Raw genomic sequence first — 15,813 nt, 5'->3', positions numbered from 1 at the left:
CAAACTGAATTTGCCCGTTAAAAATATTATCCCTGTTTCTTTCCTCGAACCTCGAATCTCGAACCTCGAATCTCAAATCCATTACATCCGTTACCAAATCCGTTGCCGAACTTCCTTGCGATCGCCCCTCAAACTTCGCTATTATAAAAAGTTGCAGTTAAAACCCCACAACCCACGATCATGGCCAAGCGCGTCCAATTAGTTTTAAATAAAGATGTCAGCAAACTCGGCAAAGCTGGCGACGTAGTAGAAGTAGCCCCAGGCTACGCCCGCAACTACCTAGTACCCCAAGGAATGGGATTTAGAGCCACTCCTGGCATTCTGAAGCAAGCAGAGCGCCGCCGTGAAGAAGAAAGACTGCGCCAGCTAGAGCTCAAGCAGCAAGCTGAAGTCCGCAAAACCGCCCTCGAATCGGCTGGGCCTTTCATCATCTCCAAGCAAGTTGGCGAAGCTGACGCGATTTTTGGTACTGTCACCAACCAAGAAGTAGCAGAACTGATTTTCAACTCTACCAGTCAAGAAGTCGATCGGCGCGGCATCACTCTGCCCGAAATTCGCCAAACTGGTACATACAAAGCTGAAATCAAACTACACGCAGAAGTTACCGCCGAAGTTGATATTCAAGTTGTTCCGATGTAATTAACAGTCATCAGTCATCAGTCATTAGTTGTGCGGACTAATAACTAATAGACATCTCCATAAAAGCAAGTTTTGAACAGGCAAGATGCCTGTTCCACAATTATTGGAGATGTCTAATGACTAACAACGACTAATAACTAATGACTATTGAGTGAGAACTATGGACTAATGAGCGATTTGATGCCGACAAATATAGAGGCAGAAGAAGCAATTTTGGGCGGGATTTTAATAGACCCCGAAGCTATTTCCCGAATTGCCGAACTGCTGCGACCGGAGTTTTTTGCCATCACCGCTCATCAAGTCATTTATCGATCGGCATTAGGCCTATTTTTACAGGGTCAACCTACCGATTTAATGACGGTAACAACTGCACTAACCGACCGCAACCAGTTAGAGCAAGTAGGAGGACTCACTAAATTAGCACAATTAGTCGATCGCACAGTTTCCGCAGTCAACATCGACCAATATGCAGTTTTAGTTGAAGACAAATATCAGCGCCGCAAATTAATCGAAGCGGGCAACAACATAGTACAATTAGGTTACGAGACGGCAACACCACTAGAAACAGTCTTAGACCGCGCCGAACAAGAAATTTTCAGCATAACTCAAGAACGCCCGCAACAGGATTTAGTGTCGATCGGCGAAACATTAAACCAAACATTTCAAGACCTAGAAAATCGCAATGAAGGCCTGACACTTCCCGGCATTCCCTGCGGTTTTTACGACTTAGATGCTATGACAGGAGGCTTTCAGCGATCGGATTTAATCATCGTTGCAGCTAGGCCGGCGATGGGCAAAACGGCCTTTTGTACCAACATCGCCCACCACATCGCCGCTGGACAGCAAAAATTGCCGGTTGCCGTTTTCAGCTTAGAAATGTCGAAAGAACAGCTAGTGCAGCGTATCCTGTCCAGTGAAGCCAAAATAGAAAGTAACAGGTTGCGATCGGGTAGAATCAGTCAAAACGAATGGGAACCAATCAGTACAGCCATTGGCAATTTATCAGAACTGCCACTATTTATTGACGATACTCCCAATATTACCGTCACAGAAATACGATCGAAAGTCCGCCGCCTCCAAGCAGAACAAGGCGGAACCCTAGGATTAGTCTTGCTAGATTACCTGCAATTAATGGAAGGTACCAGCGACAACCGCGTGCAAGAACTATCTCGAATTACCAGAAGTCTTAAAGGTTTAGCCCGCGAACTCAACGTGCCGATTATTGCCTTATCTCAGTTGAGTCGCGGTGTGGAAGCGAGGACAAACAAGCGGCCCATGATGTCTGATTTACGCGAAAGCGGCTGCTTAACAGGTGATAGTTTGGTAATGCTAGCAGATACTGGTGTGCGCGTACCAATTCGTGAATTAGTAGGAAAATCTGGCTTCACAGTGTGGGCGCTCAATGAAGCCACCATGCAGTTAGAAAAAGCTGTGGTTAGCAATGCCTTTGCTACAGGTGTTAAGCCTGTACTACGACTGCAAACTCGTTTGGGACGGGCAATTAGAGCCACTGGCAATCATAAGTTCTTAACCATTCACGGCTGGCGGCGATTGGACGAGTTAAAAATAGGCGATCGCATTGCCCTACCTAGATACGTATCAAGTTCCTTAATCCAATCGATGGATAATGCCGAAATAGCCTTGCTAGGACACATGATTGGAGACGGATGTACTCTACCTCGACACGTTATTCAATACACTACTAGAGAGGAAGATTTAGCCAATACAGTTGCAAATCTTGCCATAGAAGTCTTTGGAGAGCGAATCATACCTCGTATTTGTAAAGAACGTGATTGGTATCAAGTTTATCTTCCTGCCACCTATCATCTCACACATAATGTGAGGAATCCTGTAACTGAATGGCTAGATGCTTTAGGTGTGTTTGGTCTGCGTTCTCACCAGAAGTTTGTCCCCAATCAAATATTTGAGCAGCCTCAAGAAGCAATAGCTTTATTTTTACGCCATCTTTGGTGTACTGATGGTTGCATAAAAACAGGTAAGGGTAAATGTCATTACCCTAGTGTTTACTATGCTTCCAGTAGTGAAAAATTGGCAAGAGATGTTCAGTCACTCTTACTCAGACTTGGTATCAATGCCCGCTTATTTTTAAGCCCCCAGCTAGGGAAAGGGCGAGATCAACATCAAGTTTGGGTTACTGGAAGACCTGATTTAGATAAGTTTATTCATTTGATTGGTGCAGTAGGTAACTACAAACAGCAAGCTCTGACAGAAATTGCAGAATACATTGAAATTCGTTCTAGCAATACTAATAGAGATGTCATACCGCGTGATGTGTGGAAAATGTATGCTGTTCCTGCTATGCAGCAATTTGGTTTAACTACACGCCAGATGCAAGCACAGCTTGGCAACTTATATTGTGGTACAACCCTTTACAAACACAACCTTGGTCGGGAACGAGCATTCAGATTAGCTACAATTGTTAAATCTGATGAACTTGCCCTTTTATCTAAGAGCGATATTTACTGGGATGAAATCGCCTCAATAGAAGTTGATGGCGAAGCTGAGGTTTACGATTTAACAGTGCCTGCGCTGCATAATTTTGTCGCTAATGACATCATAGTTCATAACTCCATTGAACAAGACGCGGATTTAGTAATTATGCTCTACCGCGATGAATACTATAACCCTGATTCGCCCGATCGCGGAATTGCAGAAGTAATTATTACCAAACACAGGAACGGCCCCACAGGAATCATCAAACTATTATTTGACGCCCAATATACCTGCTTTCGCAATCTGGCATCTCCGAAGCGATCGTAAATCAACCAGGACATACACAGAAACCCGGTTTCTTAATAAAAAAACCGGGTTTCTAAACACCGTAAAAGTTTTACGTTGAATTAGATTGAGCTACCTAGCCAGCGATTCTCAACAATTCCACATCAAAAATCAGCGTAGCATTAGGAGGAATCACCCCGCCGGCACCGCGAGCACCGTAACCGAGTTCAGGGGGAATAATCAACTGGCGGCGGTCTCCAACTTTCATCGTACCGACACCTTCATCCCAACCCTTAATTACTTGACCCACGCCAATTTTGAACTCAAAAGGAGAATTGCGATCGCGCGAACTGTCAAACTTCGTGCCATCCTCCAAAGTTCCAGTGTAGTGCACCACCACCTTCTGCCCGGTTTTTGGAGTCGCCCCATCACCCTTTTTCAATTCAACATATTTCAGACCTGAATCTGTGGTGACAGTTTTCTCAGTATTATCAGTCATGTTATTGCCAGCGATAGTAGCTGGTACCTCCGGTAAAGTAGCATCAGCTACTAGCAAGCTATTTTCATTCACAGACTGCCCTGACAACTTCTCAATAGCAGTCTCTGGTAAAAGATTGTTCAATTCGGCTGCAACTGCTTGGGACCCAGAACCGCCCATTTGAGCGACTATCAAAAACACAAAGCAAACCAGCATTACTCCCAAGCTGACTAGAACTCCTCGCAAAATTAATCCTCCTGATACTTTTAACCGCGATATCTCAGATATCTAAGACATCTAGTACAACAAAAACTACCAAATGTTATCTGAACTTTTCCACCAAAAAACGGCAGGTTCCAGATAATTTTAAAGGCAAAAGTATGAAGTCAGAATGTTTGTAATTCTACATAAGTGGCTTCTACATAAGTGCCTTTTTTAGCCTTCTGCCTTTGGGTGACAATTTTATCACAAGATAGCAGCGAACTCCTCGCGGGCGTTAGCGAAGCCCGCCCCTACGGGGGCTGCGCCAACGAAGAGGATCGAACTCAGCGCCAGTTACGGTTTTCTAAATCCCGCATCTGACGTTCCAAACGATCGAGCCTTCCCCGCAACTCATCCATTTCGGACTGTCGGGGAACTCCCATATCTTGGAGAATATTCCGCAATTGCCGCTGCAACTGCGTATCCCAATTGCCCTGCTCAGACTTGAGGTGCTCAGTCATGTCATCGACAAAGGTTTTGGCTTGCTCAGGATTGATTTTGCCATCTTTGACCCATTGCTCGCTAGCTTCCTGCAATTTCTCGGCTACGAGAGAGGTAGTACCAATGCCCAGCATTACCAGTTGTTTGAGTAAGTTGCTATTGTTATCCATAGATTTTTCCTAATGTTTGCCCTTTCATGCCCGATCGGCTCAGGTCGCCTGCTGTCGCTGCGAAACCATCTGTAAACTTAAAGTTACATCAGCGCACACCTACCTTTCTATTTTGGAGCATCCAGCCGCCTGATGGCGAGCCGATCGCGCATTCTCGGCGTTCGGAAAACCCGCTAATGAGCCTACCCACCACATTACCCCATAACCCTGCTGTCTATGCCTGATTGCCCCCGCTGTCACCAACCTGTAGACGCCCAAGCCCTCGCCTGTCCGCACTGCAAAATCCCCCTCAAAGCTTTCGGTCATCCGGGTATCCCTCTTTATCGATCAAAACCCGAAGAATTTCTGTGCGTTACCTGTAGTTATCACGAAGACGACACTTGCAACTACCCGCAGCGTCCCTTGGCCAAAGAATGCACGCTTTATCACGATCGAGCTGAGCCACTTGTGCCACAGACGAGCCGTTATATCAGCAGCGGCAACGGGCTGCAATCAATCAAAAATTGGTGTCAGGGTCATCTGGTTTGGTTAGCATTATTAGGTTTAATTATTATTAGCATTGCTCTGTCGATTTAATCGGATTGTACAAAGCGTAGAATAGAGATATCTCTGTTAATCTGGGTTGCTCTATTATTCTCTAAATTATTCATGAGCTACGTATTCGGCATCGACGGCGGCGGCACTAAAACTATCTGCCTTTTAATGGATGACAACCACCTTGTTTTAGGACGGGGTGAAGCAGGGCCGTCAAATTATCAAACCCTGGGAATTGAGACAGCCAAACAATCGATTCAATTGGCGATCGAACGAGCAGTTCTGTCCGCTCAGGTCGAGGCTGTAGGCAATCTCAACATAGAAGCAATTGGTCTGGGACTAGCAGGCGTCGGGCGTCCAAAAGATCGTGAAATAGTGCAATTTGTAGTGCAGAACTTGCAGTTGACCAATACTTTACCAGTAACCCGATCGTTCCTGCCCAGGAATATAGTAATTTCCAGCGACTGCGCGATCGCACTTGCTGGCGGTACAGGCCATCCTGTGGGTATCGCCGTTATTTCAGGAACCGGTTCGATTGTTTTCGGGCAAAACCGTCACGGGAAAACTAAACGAGTCGGCGGTTGGGGGTATATTTTAGGCGATGAAGGCAGCGGATATAACATCGCCCTTCAGGGTTTGCAAGCTGCTTTGAAGTTCTATGACGGACGCGAAGATTTTACCGTGCTTGCGGAAAAATTTCAAAAGCATTTAGGCCTCAATAACCTAGAAGAATTGGTAGAAGTCGTTTACGGGCGCGGTTGGGGAGTCAAAGAAATTGCAGCTTTAGCGCCGATTGTCGAAGGAGCAGCAGCAGAGGGCGATCGCGTCGCTGACTGCATTATCAATAATGCTGTGGCAGAATTAACCTATGCAACAAAAATAGCCATTTCAGGGCTATTTAACCAAACAGAAGAATTTGAAATTGTGATCGTAGGAGGTGTGTGGGGCGGCGAGGCAAATTGCCGAGGTCGGTTTGAAGCGGCCATAAGTGCGATCGCCCCAAAGGCTAAGGTAATTTCGCCCCGATACGAACCAGCTTTCGGTGCTGGATTGTTAGCTTTAAACGCTCTCAACAATTAACCTGGTGAGCCCAGCCTTCGTGCTGGAATCTCACCTTAACTAATTAGAGGCTAACGGGGAGGATGAATGGAAATTTCTCCTTTATCCTCCTTATCTTCCCCATCTTGCCCATTTTCTCGATCTTTCCAAATTTTAAAATTTTCGATTATCTACCTTATCTTCCCAACTTGTAGAATTCCAGCCTGCCATAATCAAAACATCAGATGAATGCGAAACAAGAAACAAATTTAGCAGTATTGCGTTCCTAAGTAAACAAAAACCGCAACAAGGAGACAATTTATATGATTACTTCTCAGAAATGGCGTTCAGCAACAGCAGCAATCCTCGCATTGGGCATTACAGTGGGAACCAGCGCCCCGCTGGTGGTAGCTACTCCCGCAGAAGCCCAACAACGAATTTCACAATTTGATAGCATCCGAATTCCGTCGGGCAGTGTAATTCCAGTTAGCTATGAAAAAGACAAAATAGTTGTCACCCGCGAAGAAACTGCACCTTTAACTTTAACAGTGGCGCGAGACATCCGCACACCTGAAGGCAGAGTTTTAATCCCCGAAGGCAGCCAGATTGTCGGGGCACTGCAACCTGTCAGAAGAGGCAATCAAATCGGTACTCAATTTGTTGCCAAAGAGTTAATTATCAGCCGCCGCCAACGCTATCGGATTGACGGCTATTCGGGAGTTATTACCAGAACCGAAAGAGTTCAAAAAGGTGCTGGTACAGGTTCAGTAGCGCAAGGTGCAGCCTTGGGTGCAGCAGCAGCAGCAGCACTAGCAGGCATTACGGGCGACAAAGCCATCGCGACTGAAGAAGTATTGGGAGGCGCTGGGATCGGCGCTTTAGCGGGAGTATTGTTGGGGCGGCGCAGCGTTGACGTACTCGTGATTCGCCCGGAACAAGATTTGGCAGTGAGATTGCGATCGGACATCGTACTCCGCTAATATTGGAATCTTCGGATTAATTATTTGCAGTAAAACATTGTCGATCGCTAACTTGTGGTCTCCCGATAATTGGCTAGGCATACTATTAAGGTTGTGCCTAGCCATGTTTGTTGGCGGAATTATTGGATGGGAGCGCCAACTCAGAAACAAACCAGCGGGATTGAGAACTCATATGCTAGTTAGTATGGGTTCTGCACTGTTTGTTTTAATGCCGCTGGCAATGGGTAAAAATGAAAACGGAGGAGATGCTGTAGCGCGCGTAATTCAAGGCATTGCTGCCGGGATTGGGTTTTTGGGAGGCGGAGAAATCCTGCGGGACTCTCAGCAGGAAAGACGCAAACCGGAAGTTCACGGGCTTACCTCTGCTGCCGCTATTTGGATATCAGCAGCTTTAGGAACTGCGGCAGGATGCGGGTTGTGGCAACTGGCATTAATTGGCGCTTTAATGTCGCTGTTTGTTCTGAGAGTAATTAAAGAGTTAGAGCGTCGGAGTCGTAGGAAATAGTCTCAGTCCTTATATAAGGTCTGGTAAAATAACCGTTATAAAGTTTGTAGTGACGACGGAAGCCCGAGGGAGTTTTATGAGGACTTCCCTCGTCACTACGAACCAATTTGATTGCGGTCGCTTGAGGCTACATAATATTAACTATTTCATACCAAGTCCAGTTAATCACTTATCATAAATTGTTGGCACTCATCCAAGCTCCACCTGTCAAGGTGGTGAAATAGTCGCTCAAACGCTTGAAATCTCTGCGTGGGACGATCGATAAATCTTCTCCATTTGATAGATAATTAACAATAAATAACATCTCAAGAATAATGCTCAACTTTTACGGAGCAAACACTTTGACTACACCTTGACACGTCTGGTCATCCAAGCCTGACCTTTGAGGACTTGAGTCTCCATTAGATACTTAAATATTTATTTAAATTTGAGTGGATTTCTATCAATACCGATCGAACCCACATAGCAATATTTCTTTTATTAATTTTTTTAGCATAAAAAATAGCAAGATTCAATTATTATATGATTTTTTTACTCTAAAAATTAATATTTTCTCTCCACCAAACTGAATAAAACTGATTAATTTATATCCTGAAAATTTTGCACTTTTATCACTTCCAAAGACTCTTGCCTCACCCGACCCGCCATCGCAGCTAACTGCAAGCTCATAAAAGCATTCAAATCTTCCAAGTCACACTTGGCTGAGGAAAAAATCTTCTGCATTTCATTTTCTGCTTCCAAACTCAGATATCCAGCGGCAATAGCTTGTTTTACAACCTCACGAACCTGCACGGTAGAAATGTCCCTTACTAAATTTTAACTAATCAAAAGCCAACTAATTACTAACAGGAAGTTTCGGAAGCCGTCTCACCAAAGCTTTCAAATTTTTTCAGCTCGCGAGACTCTTGTTTCACTCCTCCGGACATAGCTGCTAGTTGCAAAGCCATAAAAGCATTTAAGTCTTCCAATTCATACTGGGTGGTAGTTAACATCCGCCGCAGTTGATTTTCGGCTTCAAGGGTTAGATAGCCTAGAGCCAGAGCTTGCTGGGCGAGATCGCGAATTAGTACCATAACACTTCGGGGTTTTATTGGTTCAAGCCTCAGTATCAACTGTTTTCACAGAATCAGCAGTGACGGCTATTGCTCGATATGTGTGACATTGTTACGGGGCACTCGTGACAGCCGGAGTCGGAGAGTGTGACTAAGTATTTGCACGGTTGTGACGGCAATCACGCGGGGGATGCCAGAGGATGAGTCGGAGAGTGGGGAGTCGGAGAGTGTCCGGGTGTCTGGGTGGGGGAGTCGGAGAGTGTCCGAGTGGATGAGTCGGAGAGGGAGAGCATTTTTATTCTTCCCTGCGACTAATAACTGATGACTACTGCCTTGTACCTTCAGAAGACGCTCAACGTCTATAATCAGCAAGTTAAATATTTACTGCAAGACATATGGAACTAGCTCATAAAGATTTGCTACAACAAATAGCCCGACTATCGGAAACTTATGCTAATTTGGCCGATCGCCTGTTAATGGCAGCAAAACAACTGCAAGACTCCGGTCTTCCTCCCTCTGACAGCTTGCTGCAAGAAGTAGCCACCTACAGCCGCAACTTTGCCGCAGTCCAAAAACAAGCTCTCGAACTCAACAAATCCGGTATCGCACCGGGGGAAATTGCTTCCCTCAAAGACATTCAAAACTTAGTCGAGACTGCCGCAGCTTCTGAAGGTAAAGCAGAAATTCGCGATGCAGCATTGAAAGTGATCGATCGAGTATTGGCGATCGCCCACCGCGAACAAAGCGACTTCGCACCCTTACAATCAGTTCATGCCAGAGCCCGCGAACTGCAACGCGCGATTTCCGAATCAACCCCAACTCAACTGCATTCCGACGCAGAATCCTTAGTCAGCGGCAAACACCCAGTTTCAGCAGTGCTCGCCCTGGTGGAACAGCAAGACAAATTAGATGACGAACAGTGGGTCATTCTCGAAGAAACAGTCAGCGCCGCTTTTGGCAAACAAATAGCCGTAGCCATTTCCAGAGGCAAATTAACCATTGCTGAGATGGTAAAAGCAGCACCTGCAAAAATCGAACCCGCATTTAAAGCAGCGCCCGAACAAAAAATCAGCGCCGAACCTTTGCCAGAAGTGATTGTCATCCCGTCAGGAAATGTGGCACCGAAACAAGTTACAGTTGCGCCACCGATCCAGATTTTGGAATCCCCTGCACCTTCTGCCCCCATGCACGAGGTAATTATTGTTCCCAGCGTGGAAGTACCTAAGTCTCTCCCGACAACCGGTTCGGGGAACATTGTTTTTGGGGCACCCCGGAACCTTCAACCAGCGGTGGCAGTAGAGGGCGGTTTGGGAATCAAAGTTTTGGTGCACATTCAGGGAATTGGCGATCGAACTTTCGGTTCTCAAGAATACGCGGGTTCTAAGGGTCAAGGGCGGCGCGTCGAAGGATTTCAAATTAATATCGATCCGCCCATTCCCGGCTTAAATGTCGAGTACATGGCTCACGTCGAAGGTGTTGGCGATACTCCTTGGCTCAGCGAGGGAGAATTGGCGGGTTTTCGGGGTCAAGCGAAACGAATTGAAGGATTTGCGGTGCGGTTGAGCGGGCCGCAAGCTGATAAATACGACGTATTTTATAGCGCTCACATTCAGAATATCGGCGACACCGACGTGTCCTCCAACGGCGAATATTGCGGCACTCGCGGCAAAGCTTTGAGAATCGAGGGCATCAAAGTTTGGATCGCGCAGTCTGCGAGTTCCCAAACAGTGGCGCCTGTGGGTTTAAAAGTGTTGGCGCATATTCAAGGAATTGGCGATCGAACTTTTAGCGATCGAGAATATGCGGGTACTAAAGCTCAAGGCCGCCGCGTCGAAGGATTTCAAATTAAAATCGAGCCTCCCGTTGCCGGTTTAAATTTGCAGTACATGGCTCACGTTGAAGGAGTTGGCGATACTGCTTGGATCTCAGAAGGGGAGTTGGCCGGTTTCCGGGGCAAAGCCAAGCGCATTGAGGGATTTGCCGCGCGCCTGACAGGGTCGCAAGCTGATAAATACGACGTATTTTATACGGCTCACATCCAGAATGTGGGCGATACTCCTGTTACTGCTAACGGTCAATATTGCGGCACTCGCGGCAAAGGTTTGAGGGTTGAGGGGATGACGGTTTGGGTTGAGCCGAAAGCGTAAAAATTGATAATTAATGGAAAATTGGCAGTGGCATTTTCCATTGATTTAAAACCGGGTTTTTTTACCAAAATATGCCTAGACAGCCAGGGGTCGAGGTGAAAAAGCCCGGTTTTTTTAGTATGAAAATACGGTCAATTTTGTGCTAATGGTGCAGCAGGTGCGATAAGCTTTCGAGAGCATGACCGATCGCACTTGGAGCAGATTCGCAAGCTGCAACTTCGGCGGCGCAGTGGCCGGCGTGGAGTGCGTTTCCGACAGCCTGACCCCCTCCCTCCAGCGCATCGCCACCAAATTGACCGCGATATGTTTCTTGGATCATTTCAGCTTGAATTTTGCTGGTGGTCTCTTCGGGATTCGTTTCCCAATTGCGGATTGTTTGGACAATCTCGAACAGGGCCCAAATTAACATTCCGAGGACGATCGCAGCAATAAAGTATCCCATAGCTTTCTTTAAAGTTTGAGGTTTGCTGTATCTAATCTAGGGTGACATTTGAAGGCAGACAGGATGAAAACCATTGGTATTGAGTGCGGATTTCCACCTGCTAGAACCGTCGTTATTTGGTAAATTGAGGACTAAAGTCTTCACTAAAACTATGGCAACATGGCATAACTTACCCTTCCAAGGCCGCTAAAAGACACAGCAATAAAGCCTCCGTCCACTCCACGACAGCACCGTAAGTATCGCCCGTGTGGCCGCCCAAACGGTGGTTAAACCAGGCTCCGGCAAAAATTCCGATCGCACTTCCCCCCAAAGCCATCCCCACCGCCAACAGCCACCGATCGCCCTCCAAGACAACTTGCACCACGCTCAAACTCAGCAGCAACAGCACTCCCGGTATAAAATCAAAAGGAGAATAAATCGATTCCTTGTGAAAAGCTCCCTTACCCTCGGCCCGGAGATAGGGATAGCGGGCGATCGCCACCAGTTGGGCCCACCTCCCCCAACCCGCGACACCCATCAAAGCCAGCCACCGATAGTTATTCAAGTCCGAGAGAGCAGCAGTTTTCAGCAGCACGATCGCGATCGCAGCCATCGCCCCAAAGGCCCCTGTAACGCTGTCCCGCATGACTTCCAGCCTGCGTACCGGGTCGGGTACAGCCAGCCCGTCCGCCGCGTCCATTGCCCCGTCTAAGTGCAGCCCGCCAGTCACGGCGATGCCCGAGACTACCACCAAGGCCGATCGAGTCAGAGCAGGCATTCCCAACAACTGCAGCCCAACATCCCCCAGTCCCAGCATCCCCCCAATCAAAAGCCCGATCGCCGGTGCCAAGCGGGCAATGCCCCGAAACTCCAAAGTCCAAGACACTGGTACGGGCAAACAAGTATAAAAAGCGACTGCGGCTGCGATGGCAGCGCCTTGATTCCGGAAAAAGTCGATCGTAGAGCGAACCCATTTATCATGCACCATAAGATAGAAAATTTTTCATCTGGTATGCAGTTGTCAATCGATTAGTGTGTGCCAGAATTGGACTGTAACACCCTAGTTTTTTGGATCGAGCATTCCTCCTGTCGCCGGCTCTTTTCCCCGGAAAACCTCTGTCGGCAGCGATCCCAAAGCTCCCTATCTAAAATGACTAAACTCAAGATCCGCGTTTCCCGTACCAAGAATTCTAGCTAACTCCCTGATGTTCAAGACGGGAAAATACTACAACAGAGGCTTTTACTACATGAGTCACGATCAATTGAATAACAGGGTAGTTGCTCCTTGCATCATCGATACAGGGATTGTCGTCAACAAGCGCGATATCAAAAGATTGCTGTTTGATTTAGGACGTGTTCGCTACGTTCACATACAAGATGGCCAGATTTATAGCGAAGGGGAAGGTTATGTACTCGAAGTCTTCGCCAACCCCCACCGTTCTACCCTGATTGCCAATCATGCCCTTTATTTGAACGTGTATAGTTTTGATTACCTGGAACTTAAACAGTCCCCGGTCGATGGTGCTTATTTTGACCTGATTCAAGATGGACGGCAGTTGCGGTTAATTCCCCTCTCCAATCCTTTGCAAGAGCAATTCGCCCGGAATTTAAATGCTGCGGCTTTGGATGCGGTTGTCGATCAGGTACTCTCAGGCAACTGGGATCTGCAATTGGACGACGATGATTCCCCGTTTTAATCGTCAGTCAGTCGATTTTAGATTTTAGATTTTAGATTTTAGATTTACTTGCAGCATTGAATCTGGGAGTTAGAACTAAGGTCTAAAATTTTTTGCCCTCCACGACGATTGTCGGAAACTTGTCTCCGTTTTTGGGTGGGGTCTAGTCGATTTTAGATTTTAGATTTTAGATTTTAGATTTTAGATTTACTGGCAGCATTGAATCTGGGAGTTAGAACTAAGGTCTAAAATTTTTTGCCCTCCACGACGATTGTCGGAAACTTGTATCCGTTTTTGGGTGGGGTCTAGTCGATTTTAGATTTTAGATTTTAGATTTTAGATTTTAGATTTACTGGCAGCATTGAATCTGGGAGTTAGAACTAAGGTCTAAAATTTTTTGCCCTCCACGACGATTGTCGGAAACTTGTATCCGTTTTTGGGCGGGGCAATGAGTTTTTTGTCGCGATGTCAACAACAATAGATTAGATAACACTCACATCTTGCACCATTCTCGCTTAACAGGCTTTTCGGCCTGTTCCACAAAGAGTGCATTTTCTTGTGGAACAGGCCGAAAAGCCTGTTCCTAAACAAGTCATTGAGAATGGTGCAACATCTCAAATAACACGGACAGCCGAGTAGCGGTTAACGATCGTCGGGGACTAATGACTGAAGACAACGCGAGATTTACTTTTAAATGTCAGGCTAATTGCAGCCATACCCAAGCCCGTGCAGGGGTTTTTACAACTCCCCACGGTGTTGTGGAAACGCCTAAATTTATGCCAGTGGGGACGCTAGCTAATGTCAAAACTTTGACCCCGGCACATCTTGAGGCGGCGGGTTCTCAAATGGTTTTGGCAAATACTTATCACTTGCACTTGCAGCCGGGGGAAGCGATTGTCGCAGGCGCGGGTGGATTGCACAAATTTATGGCTTGGCCTGGCCCGATGCTGACGGATTCGGGTGGCTTTCAGGTGTTTAGCTTGAGCCAAATGCGGAAGATTACTGATGATGGGGTGACTTTTCGCTCTCCCCGCGATGGCCGCATGATTAATTTGACGCCGGAACGATCGATCGAAATTCAGAATGAGTTGGGCGCTGATGTGATTATGGCCTTTGACGAGTGTCCCCCTTACCCCGCTACGCGGGAAGAGGTGGAGGCTGCCACAAATCGCACTTACCGCTGGCTGCAACGCTGCATTCAAGCTCACTCGCGCCCGGATCAAGCTTTGTTTGGAATCGTCCAGGGGGGCGTTTTCCCCGATTTGCGATCGCGCGCGGCGAACCAGTTGGTAGATTTAGATTTACCAGGCTATGCCATCGGCGGCGTTAGTGTCGGGGAATCGGGGGATTTGATCGCAGAGATTGTGAAGGTGACTGCGCCTCTGTTGCCGGCAAATAAACCGCGTTATTTGATGGGGATTGGGACTTATCGGGAAATGGCGTTGGCGGTGGCGAGTGGCGTAGATATGTTTGACTGCGTGATTCCGACTCGGCTGGCCCGCCACGGGACGGCTTTTGTGGGTGGGGAACGCTGGAGTTTGAAAAATGCTCGGTTCCGGGAGGATTTTGCTCCGCTGGATGAGTCTTGTCCTTGTTATACCTGCCAAAAATTCAGTCGGGCTTATTTGGCTCATTTGGCGCGGGCTAACGAAGTGCTGGGGTATACTTTGCTAGCGATTCACAATGTGACGGAGTTGATTCGCTTTACGGGAAGGATGCGGGAGGCGATTTTGGCCGATCGATTTACTGAAGAGTTTGCCTACTGGCTTGCACCGAGAGTCGATCGATCGTGATTGCCTTGGGTAAAGATATGCGACAATTATGAAAATTGTGTTGGATAGGTAGGTTGATTCATGGAAGCTGCATTACTCTTAGCAAAACTGCCCGAAGCTTATTCGATTTTTGAGCCTTTGGTTAATGTTTTGCCGGTCATTCCCGTGTTTTTCTTGCTGCTGGCTTTTGTTTGGCAGGCGGCTGTCGGATTTAGATAAGTTTGATTTTAATAAAAGCAGGGGCAATTCCAGAATTGCCCCTGCTTTTAGATGTTAAGTTTTATTCCTCAGCCCTCTGACTCCTGACTCCTGACTCACCCTCAATAATTCATCCGTGTATCCGTGTCAAAATCCGTGTAGTGCCTTCCTTCAGCTACCGCCGATCGCACTTTTGAAAGCCGGTCTTTCTGAGATCCGCTTGATGTAATCTACAACAGCCGGATAAGCACTGAGGTCTAGTTTTAGCATCATCGGAATGTAGGCCAACATTGATCCGACTGCTGCGTCGGCGACGCCAAATTCATCACCCATTAAAAACGGCTGTTTCTCGAAGATTTCATTTAACGGTTTTAACAACTTGGGAGTTTCGCGATCGCGACTTGCTTCGACAAATATTCCCGGCCCCAAGGTGGCGTTAGCAAACATGACCCACTGCACGATTTCAGCTTGCTGCTGCAAAGTCGCGGGGATTTTACCATATTTTTGAGCTAAATACAGCAGAATTGCGCCGGATTCCCAAAGTTTGAAATCTCCGTCAACAATTGCCGGTACTTTGCCGATCGGGTTAATTTCGAGATACTCTGGCTGCAAGTGTGCCCCTGCTTGCATATCCAGCATGACGAATTCGTAGGGAACTCCTATTTCTTCTAGATACCACTTGACAATTGAGGCCCTGCTGCGGGCTCCGCCGTAAAGTTTCAGCACAAAATTTTTATCCTTTAACGCAATATTGCTGTTATA

At 47.0% G+C, this 15,813-nt stretch carries 18 protein-coding genes; 10 read left to right on the top strand and 8 right to left on the bottom strand.

Annotated elements, in window-relative coordinates:
* The first annotated feature begins 180 nt into the window (after positions 1-180).
* Together rplI and QUB77_RS17620 are read left to right on the top strand one after the other, a co-directional pair.
* Positions 181-639 carry a 50S ribosomal protein L9 gene (gene rplI, locus QUB77_RS17625; protein ID WP_333175112.1) on the top strand — a complete coding sequence of 153 codons (459 nt, stop codon included), beginning with the start codon at positions 181-183 and terminating at the stop codon, positions 637-639.
* Positions 640-807: 168 nt separating this feature from the next.
* Entirely contained in the window at positions 808-3,420 is a 2,613-nt protein-coding gene (locus tag QUB77_RS17620; RefSeq protein ID WP_333175114.1) for a replicative DNA helicase, read from the top strand.
* Between the two features lie 94 nt (positions 3,421-3,514).
* On the opposite strand, the gene QUB77_RS17615 is transcribed toward QUB77_RS17620, so the two are convergent.
* Both QUB77_RS17615 and QUB77_RS17610 read right to left on the bottom strand, forming a co-directional pair.
* A complete protein-coding gene (locus QUB77_RS17615) occupies positions 3,515-4,102 on the bottom strand; it encodes an FKBP-type peptidyl-prolyl cis-trans isomerase (RefSeq protein WP_333175116.1) in 588 nt (195 codons plus the stop codon).
* A gap of 299 nt (positions 4,103-4,401) precedes the next feature.
* Positions 4,402-4,728, bottom strand: coding sequence for a phasin family protein (locus tag QUB77_RS17610; protein WP_006634797.1), 327 nt, complete (start codon positions 4,726-4,728; stop codon positions 4,402-4,404).
* Positions 4,729-4,944: 216 nt separating this feature from the next.
* On the opposite strand from QUB77_RS17610, the gene QUB77_RS17605 reads away from it, so the two are divergent.
* From QUB77_RS17605 to QUB77_RS17590, 4 genes are all read left to right on the top strand, one after another.
* Positions 4,945-5,304 (top strand): zinc ribbon domain-containing protein, encoded by a 360-nt coding sequence (locus QUB77_RS17605; protein ID WP_333175118.1) that lies wholly within the window; start codon positions 4,945-4,947, stop codon positions 5,302-5,304.
* Between the two features lie 72 nt (positions 5,305-5,376).
* Entirely contained in the window at positions 5,377-6,342 is a 966-nt protein-coding gene (locus QUB77_RS17600; RefSeq protein WP_333175120.1) for a BadF/BadG/BcrA/BcrD ATPase family protein, read from the top strand.
* Positions 6,343-6,623: 281 nt separating this feature from the next.
* Positions 6,624-7,280 (top strand): hypothetical protein, encoded by a 657-nt coding sequence (locus tag QUB77_RS17595; RefSeq protein WP_333175123.1) that lies wholly within the window; start codon positions 6,624-6,626, stop codon positions 7,278-7,280.
* A gap of 103 nt (positions 7,281-7,383) precedes the next feature.
* Positions 7,384-7,785 carry an MgtC/SapB family protein gene (locus QUB77_RS17590; RefSeq protein WP_333175125.1) on the top strand — a complete coding sequence of 134 codons (402 nt, stop codon included), beginning with the start codon at positions 7,384-7,386 and terminating at the stop codon, positions 7,783-7,785.
* Positions 7,786-7,957: 172 nt separating this feature from the next.
* Here the strand turns inward: QUB77_RS17590 and QUB77_RS17585 are convergent, their stop codons facing one another.
* The 3 genes from QUB77_RS17585 to QUB77_RS17575 form a co-directional block, all read right to left on the bottom strand.
* Positions 7,958-8,089 carry a hypothetical protein gene (locus QUB77_RS17585; RefSeq protein WP_333296002.1) on the bottom strand — a complete coding sequence of 44 codons (132 nt, stop codon included), beginning with the start codon at positions 8,087-8,089 and terminating at the stop codon, positions 7,958-7,960.
* A 275-nt stretch (positions 8,090-8,364) separates the two neighbouring features.
* Positions 8,365-8,577 carry a hypothetical protein gene (locus tag QUB77_RS17580; protein WP_333175127.1) on the bottom strand — a complete coding sequence of 71 codons (213 nt, stop codon included), beginning with the start codon at positions 8,575-8,577 and terminating at the stop codon, positions 8,365-8,367.
* A 50-nt stretch (positions 8,578-8,627) separates the two neighbouring features.
* The gene (locus QUB77_RS17575; RefSeq protein ID WP_333175129.1) at positions 8,628-8,858 is read right to left on the bottom strand and encodes a hypothetical protein; all 231 of its coding nucleotides are present in this window, start codon (positions 8,856-8,858) and stop codon (positions 8,628-8,630) included.
* A gap of 374 nt (positions 8,859-9,232) precedes the next feature.
* On the opposite strand from QUB77_RS17575, the gene QUB77_RS17570 reads away from it, so the two are divergent.
* Positions 9,233-10,984: a hypothetical protein gene (locus QUB77_RS17570; protein WP_333175132.1), complete on the top strand. Its 1,752-nt coding sequence runs from the start codon at positions 9,233-9,235 to the stop codon at positions 10,982-10,984.
* Positions 10,985-11,126: 142 nt separating this feature from the next.
* Here QUB77_RS17570 and QUB77_RS17565 read toward each other — a convergent pair whose 3' ends face one another.
* Both QUB77_RS17565 and cobS read right to left on the bottom strand, forming a co-directional pair.
* Positions 11,127-11,426, bottom strand: a complete 300-nt coding sequence (locus tag QUB77_RS17565; protein ID WP_333175135.1) for a hypothetical protein — start codon at positions 11,424-11,426, stop codon at positions 11,127-11,129.
* Positions 11,427-11,595: 169 nt separating this feature from the next.
* Complete coding sequence (cobS, locus tag QUB77_RS17560; protein ID WP_333175137.1) at positions 11,596-12,393, bottom strand: adenosylcobinamide-GDP ribazoletransferase; 798 nt, start codon at positions 12,391-12,393, stop codon at positions 11,596-11,598.
* 259 nt (positions 12,394-12,652) lie between these two features.
* On the opposite strand from cobS, the gene QUB77_RS17555 reads away from it, so the two are divergent.
* From QUB77_RS17555 to QUB77_RS17545, 3 genes are all read left to right on the top strand, one after another.
* Entirely contained in the window at positions 12,653-13,102 is a 450-nt protein-coding gene (locus QUB77_RS17555) for a hypothetical protein (protein ID WP_333175140.1), read from the top strand.
* A 641-nt stretch (positions 13,103-13,743) separates the two neighbouring features.
* On the top strand, positions 13,744-14,874 hold the full coding sequence (gene tgt, locus QUB77_RS17550; RefSeq protein ID WP_333175143.1) for a tRNA guanosine(34) transglycosylase Tgt: 1,131 nt from the start codon (positions 13,744-13,746) through the stop codon (positions 14,872-14,874).
* A 60-nt stretch (positions 14,875-14,934) separates the two neighbouring features.
* Positions 14,935-15,072, top strand: a complete 138-nt coding sequence (locus tag QUB77_RS17545; protein ID WP_006634808.1) for a photosystem II reaction center protein K — start codon at positions 14,935-14,937, stop codon at positions 15,070-15,072.
* A gap of 150 nt (positions 15,073-15,222) precedes the next feature.
* Here the strand turns inward: QUB77_RS17545 and QUB77_RS17540 are convergent, their stop codons facing one another.
* Positions 15,223-15,777, bottom strand: a complete 555-nt coding sequence (locus QUB77_RS17540; protein WP_333175146.1) for a glutathione S-transferase family protein — start codon at positions 15,775-15,777, stop codon at positions 15,223-15,225.
* Positions 15,778-15,813 lie beyond the last annotated feature (36 nt).

The organism is Microcoleus sp. AT9b-C3, assembly GCF_036705485.1.
Taxonomy (GTDB): Bacteria; Cyanobacteriota; Cyanobacteriia; order Cyanobacteriales; family Microcoleaceae; genus Microcoleus.
This window is presented reverse-complemented; position numbering and strand designations above follow the sequence as displayed.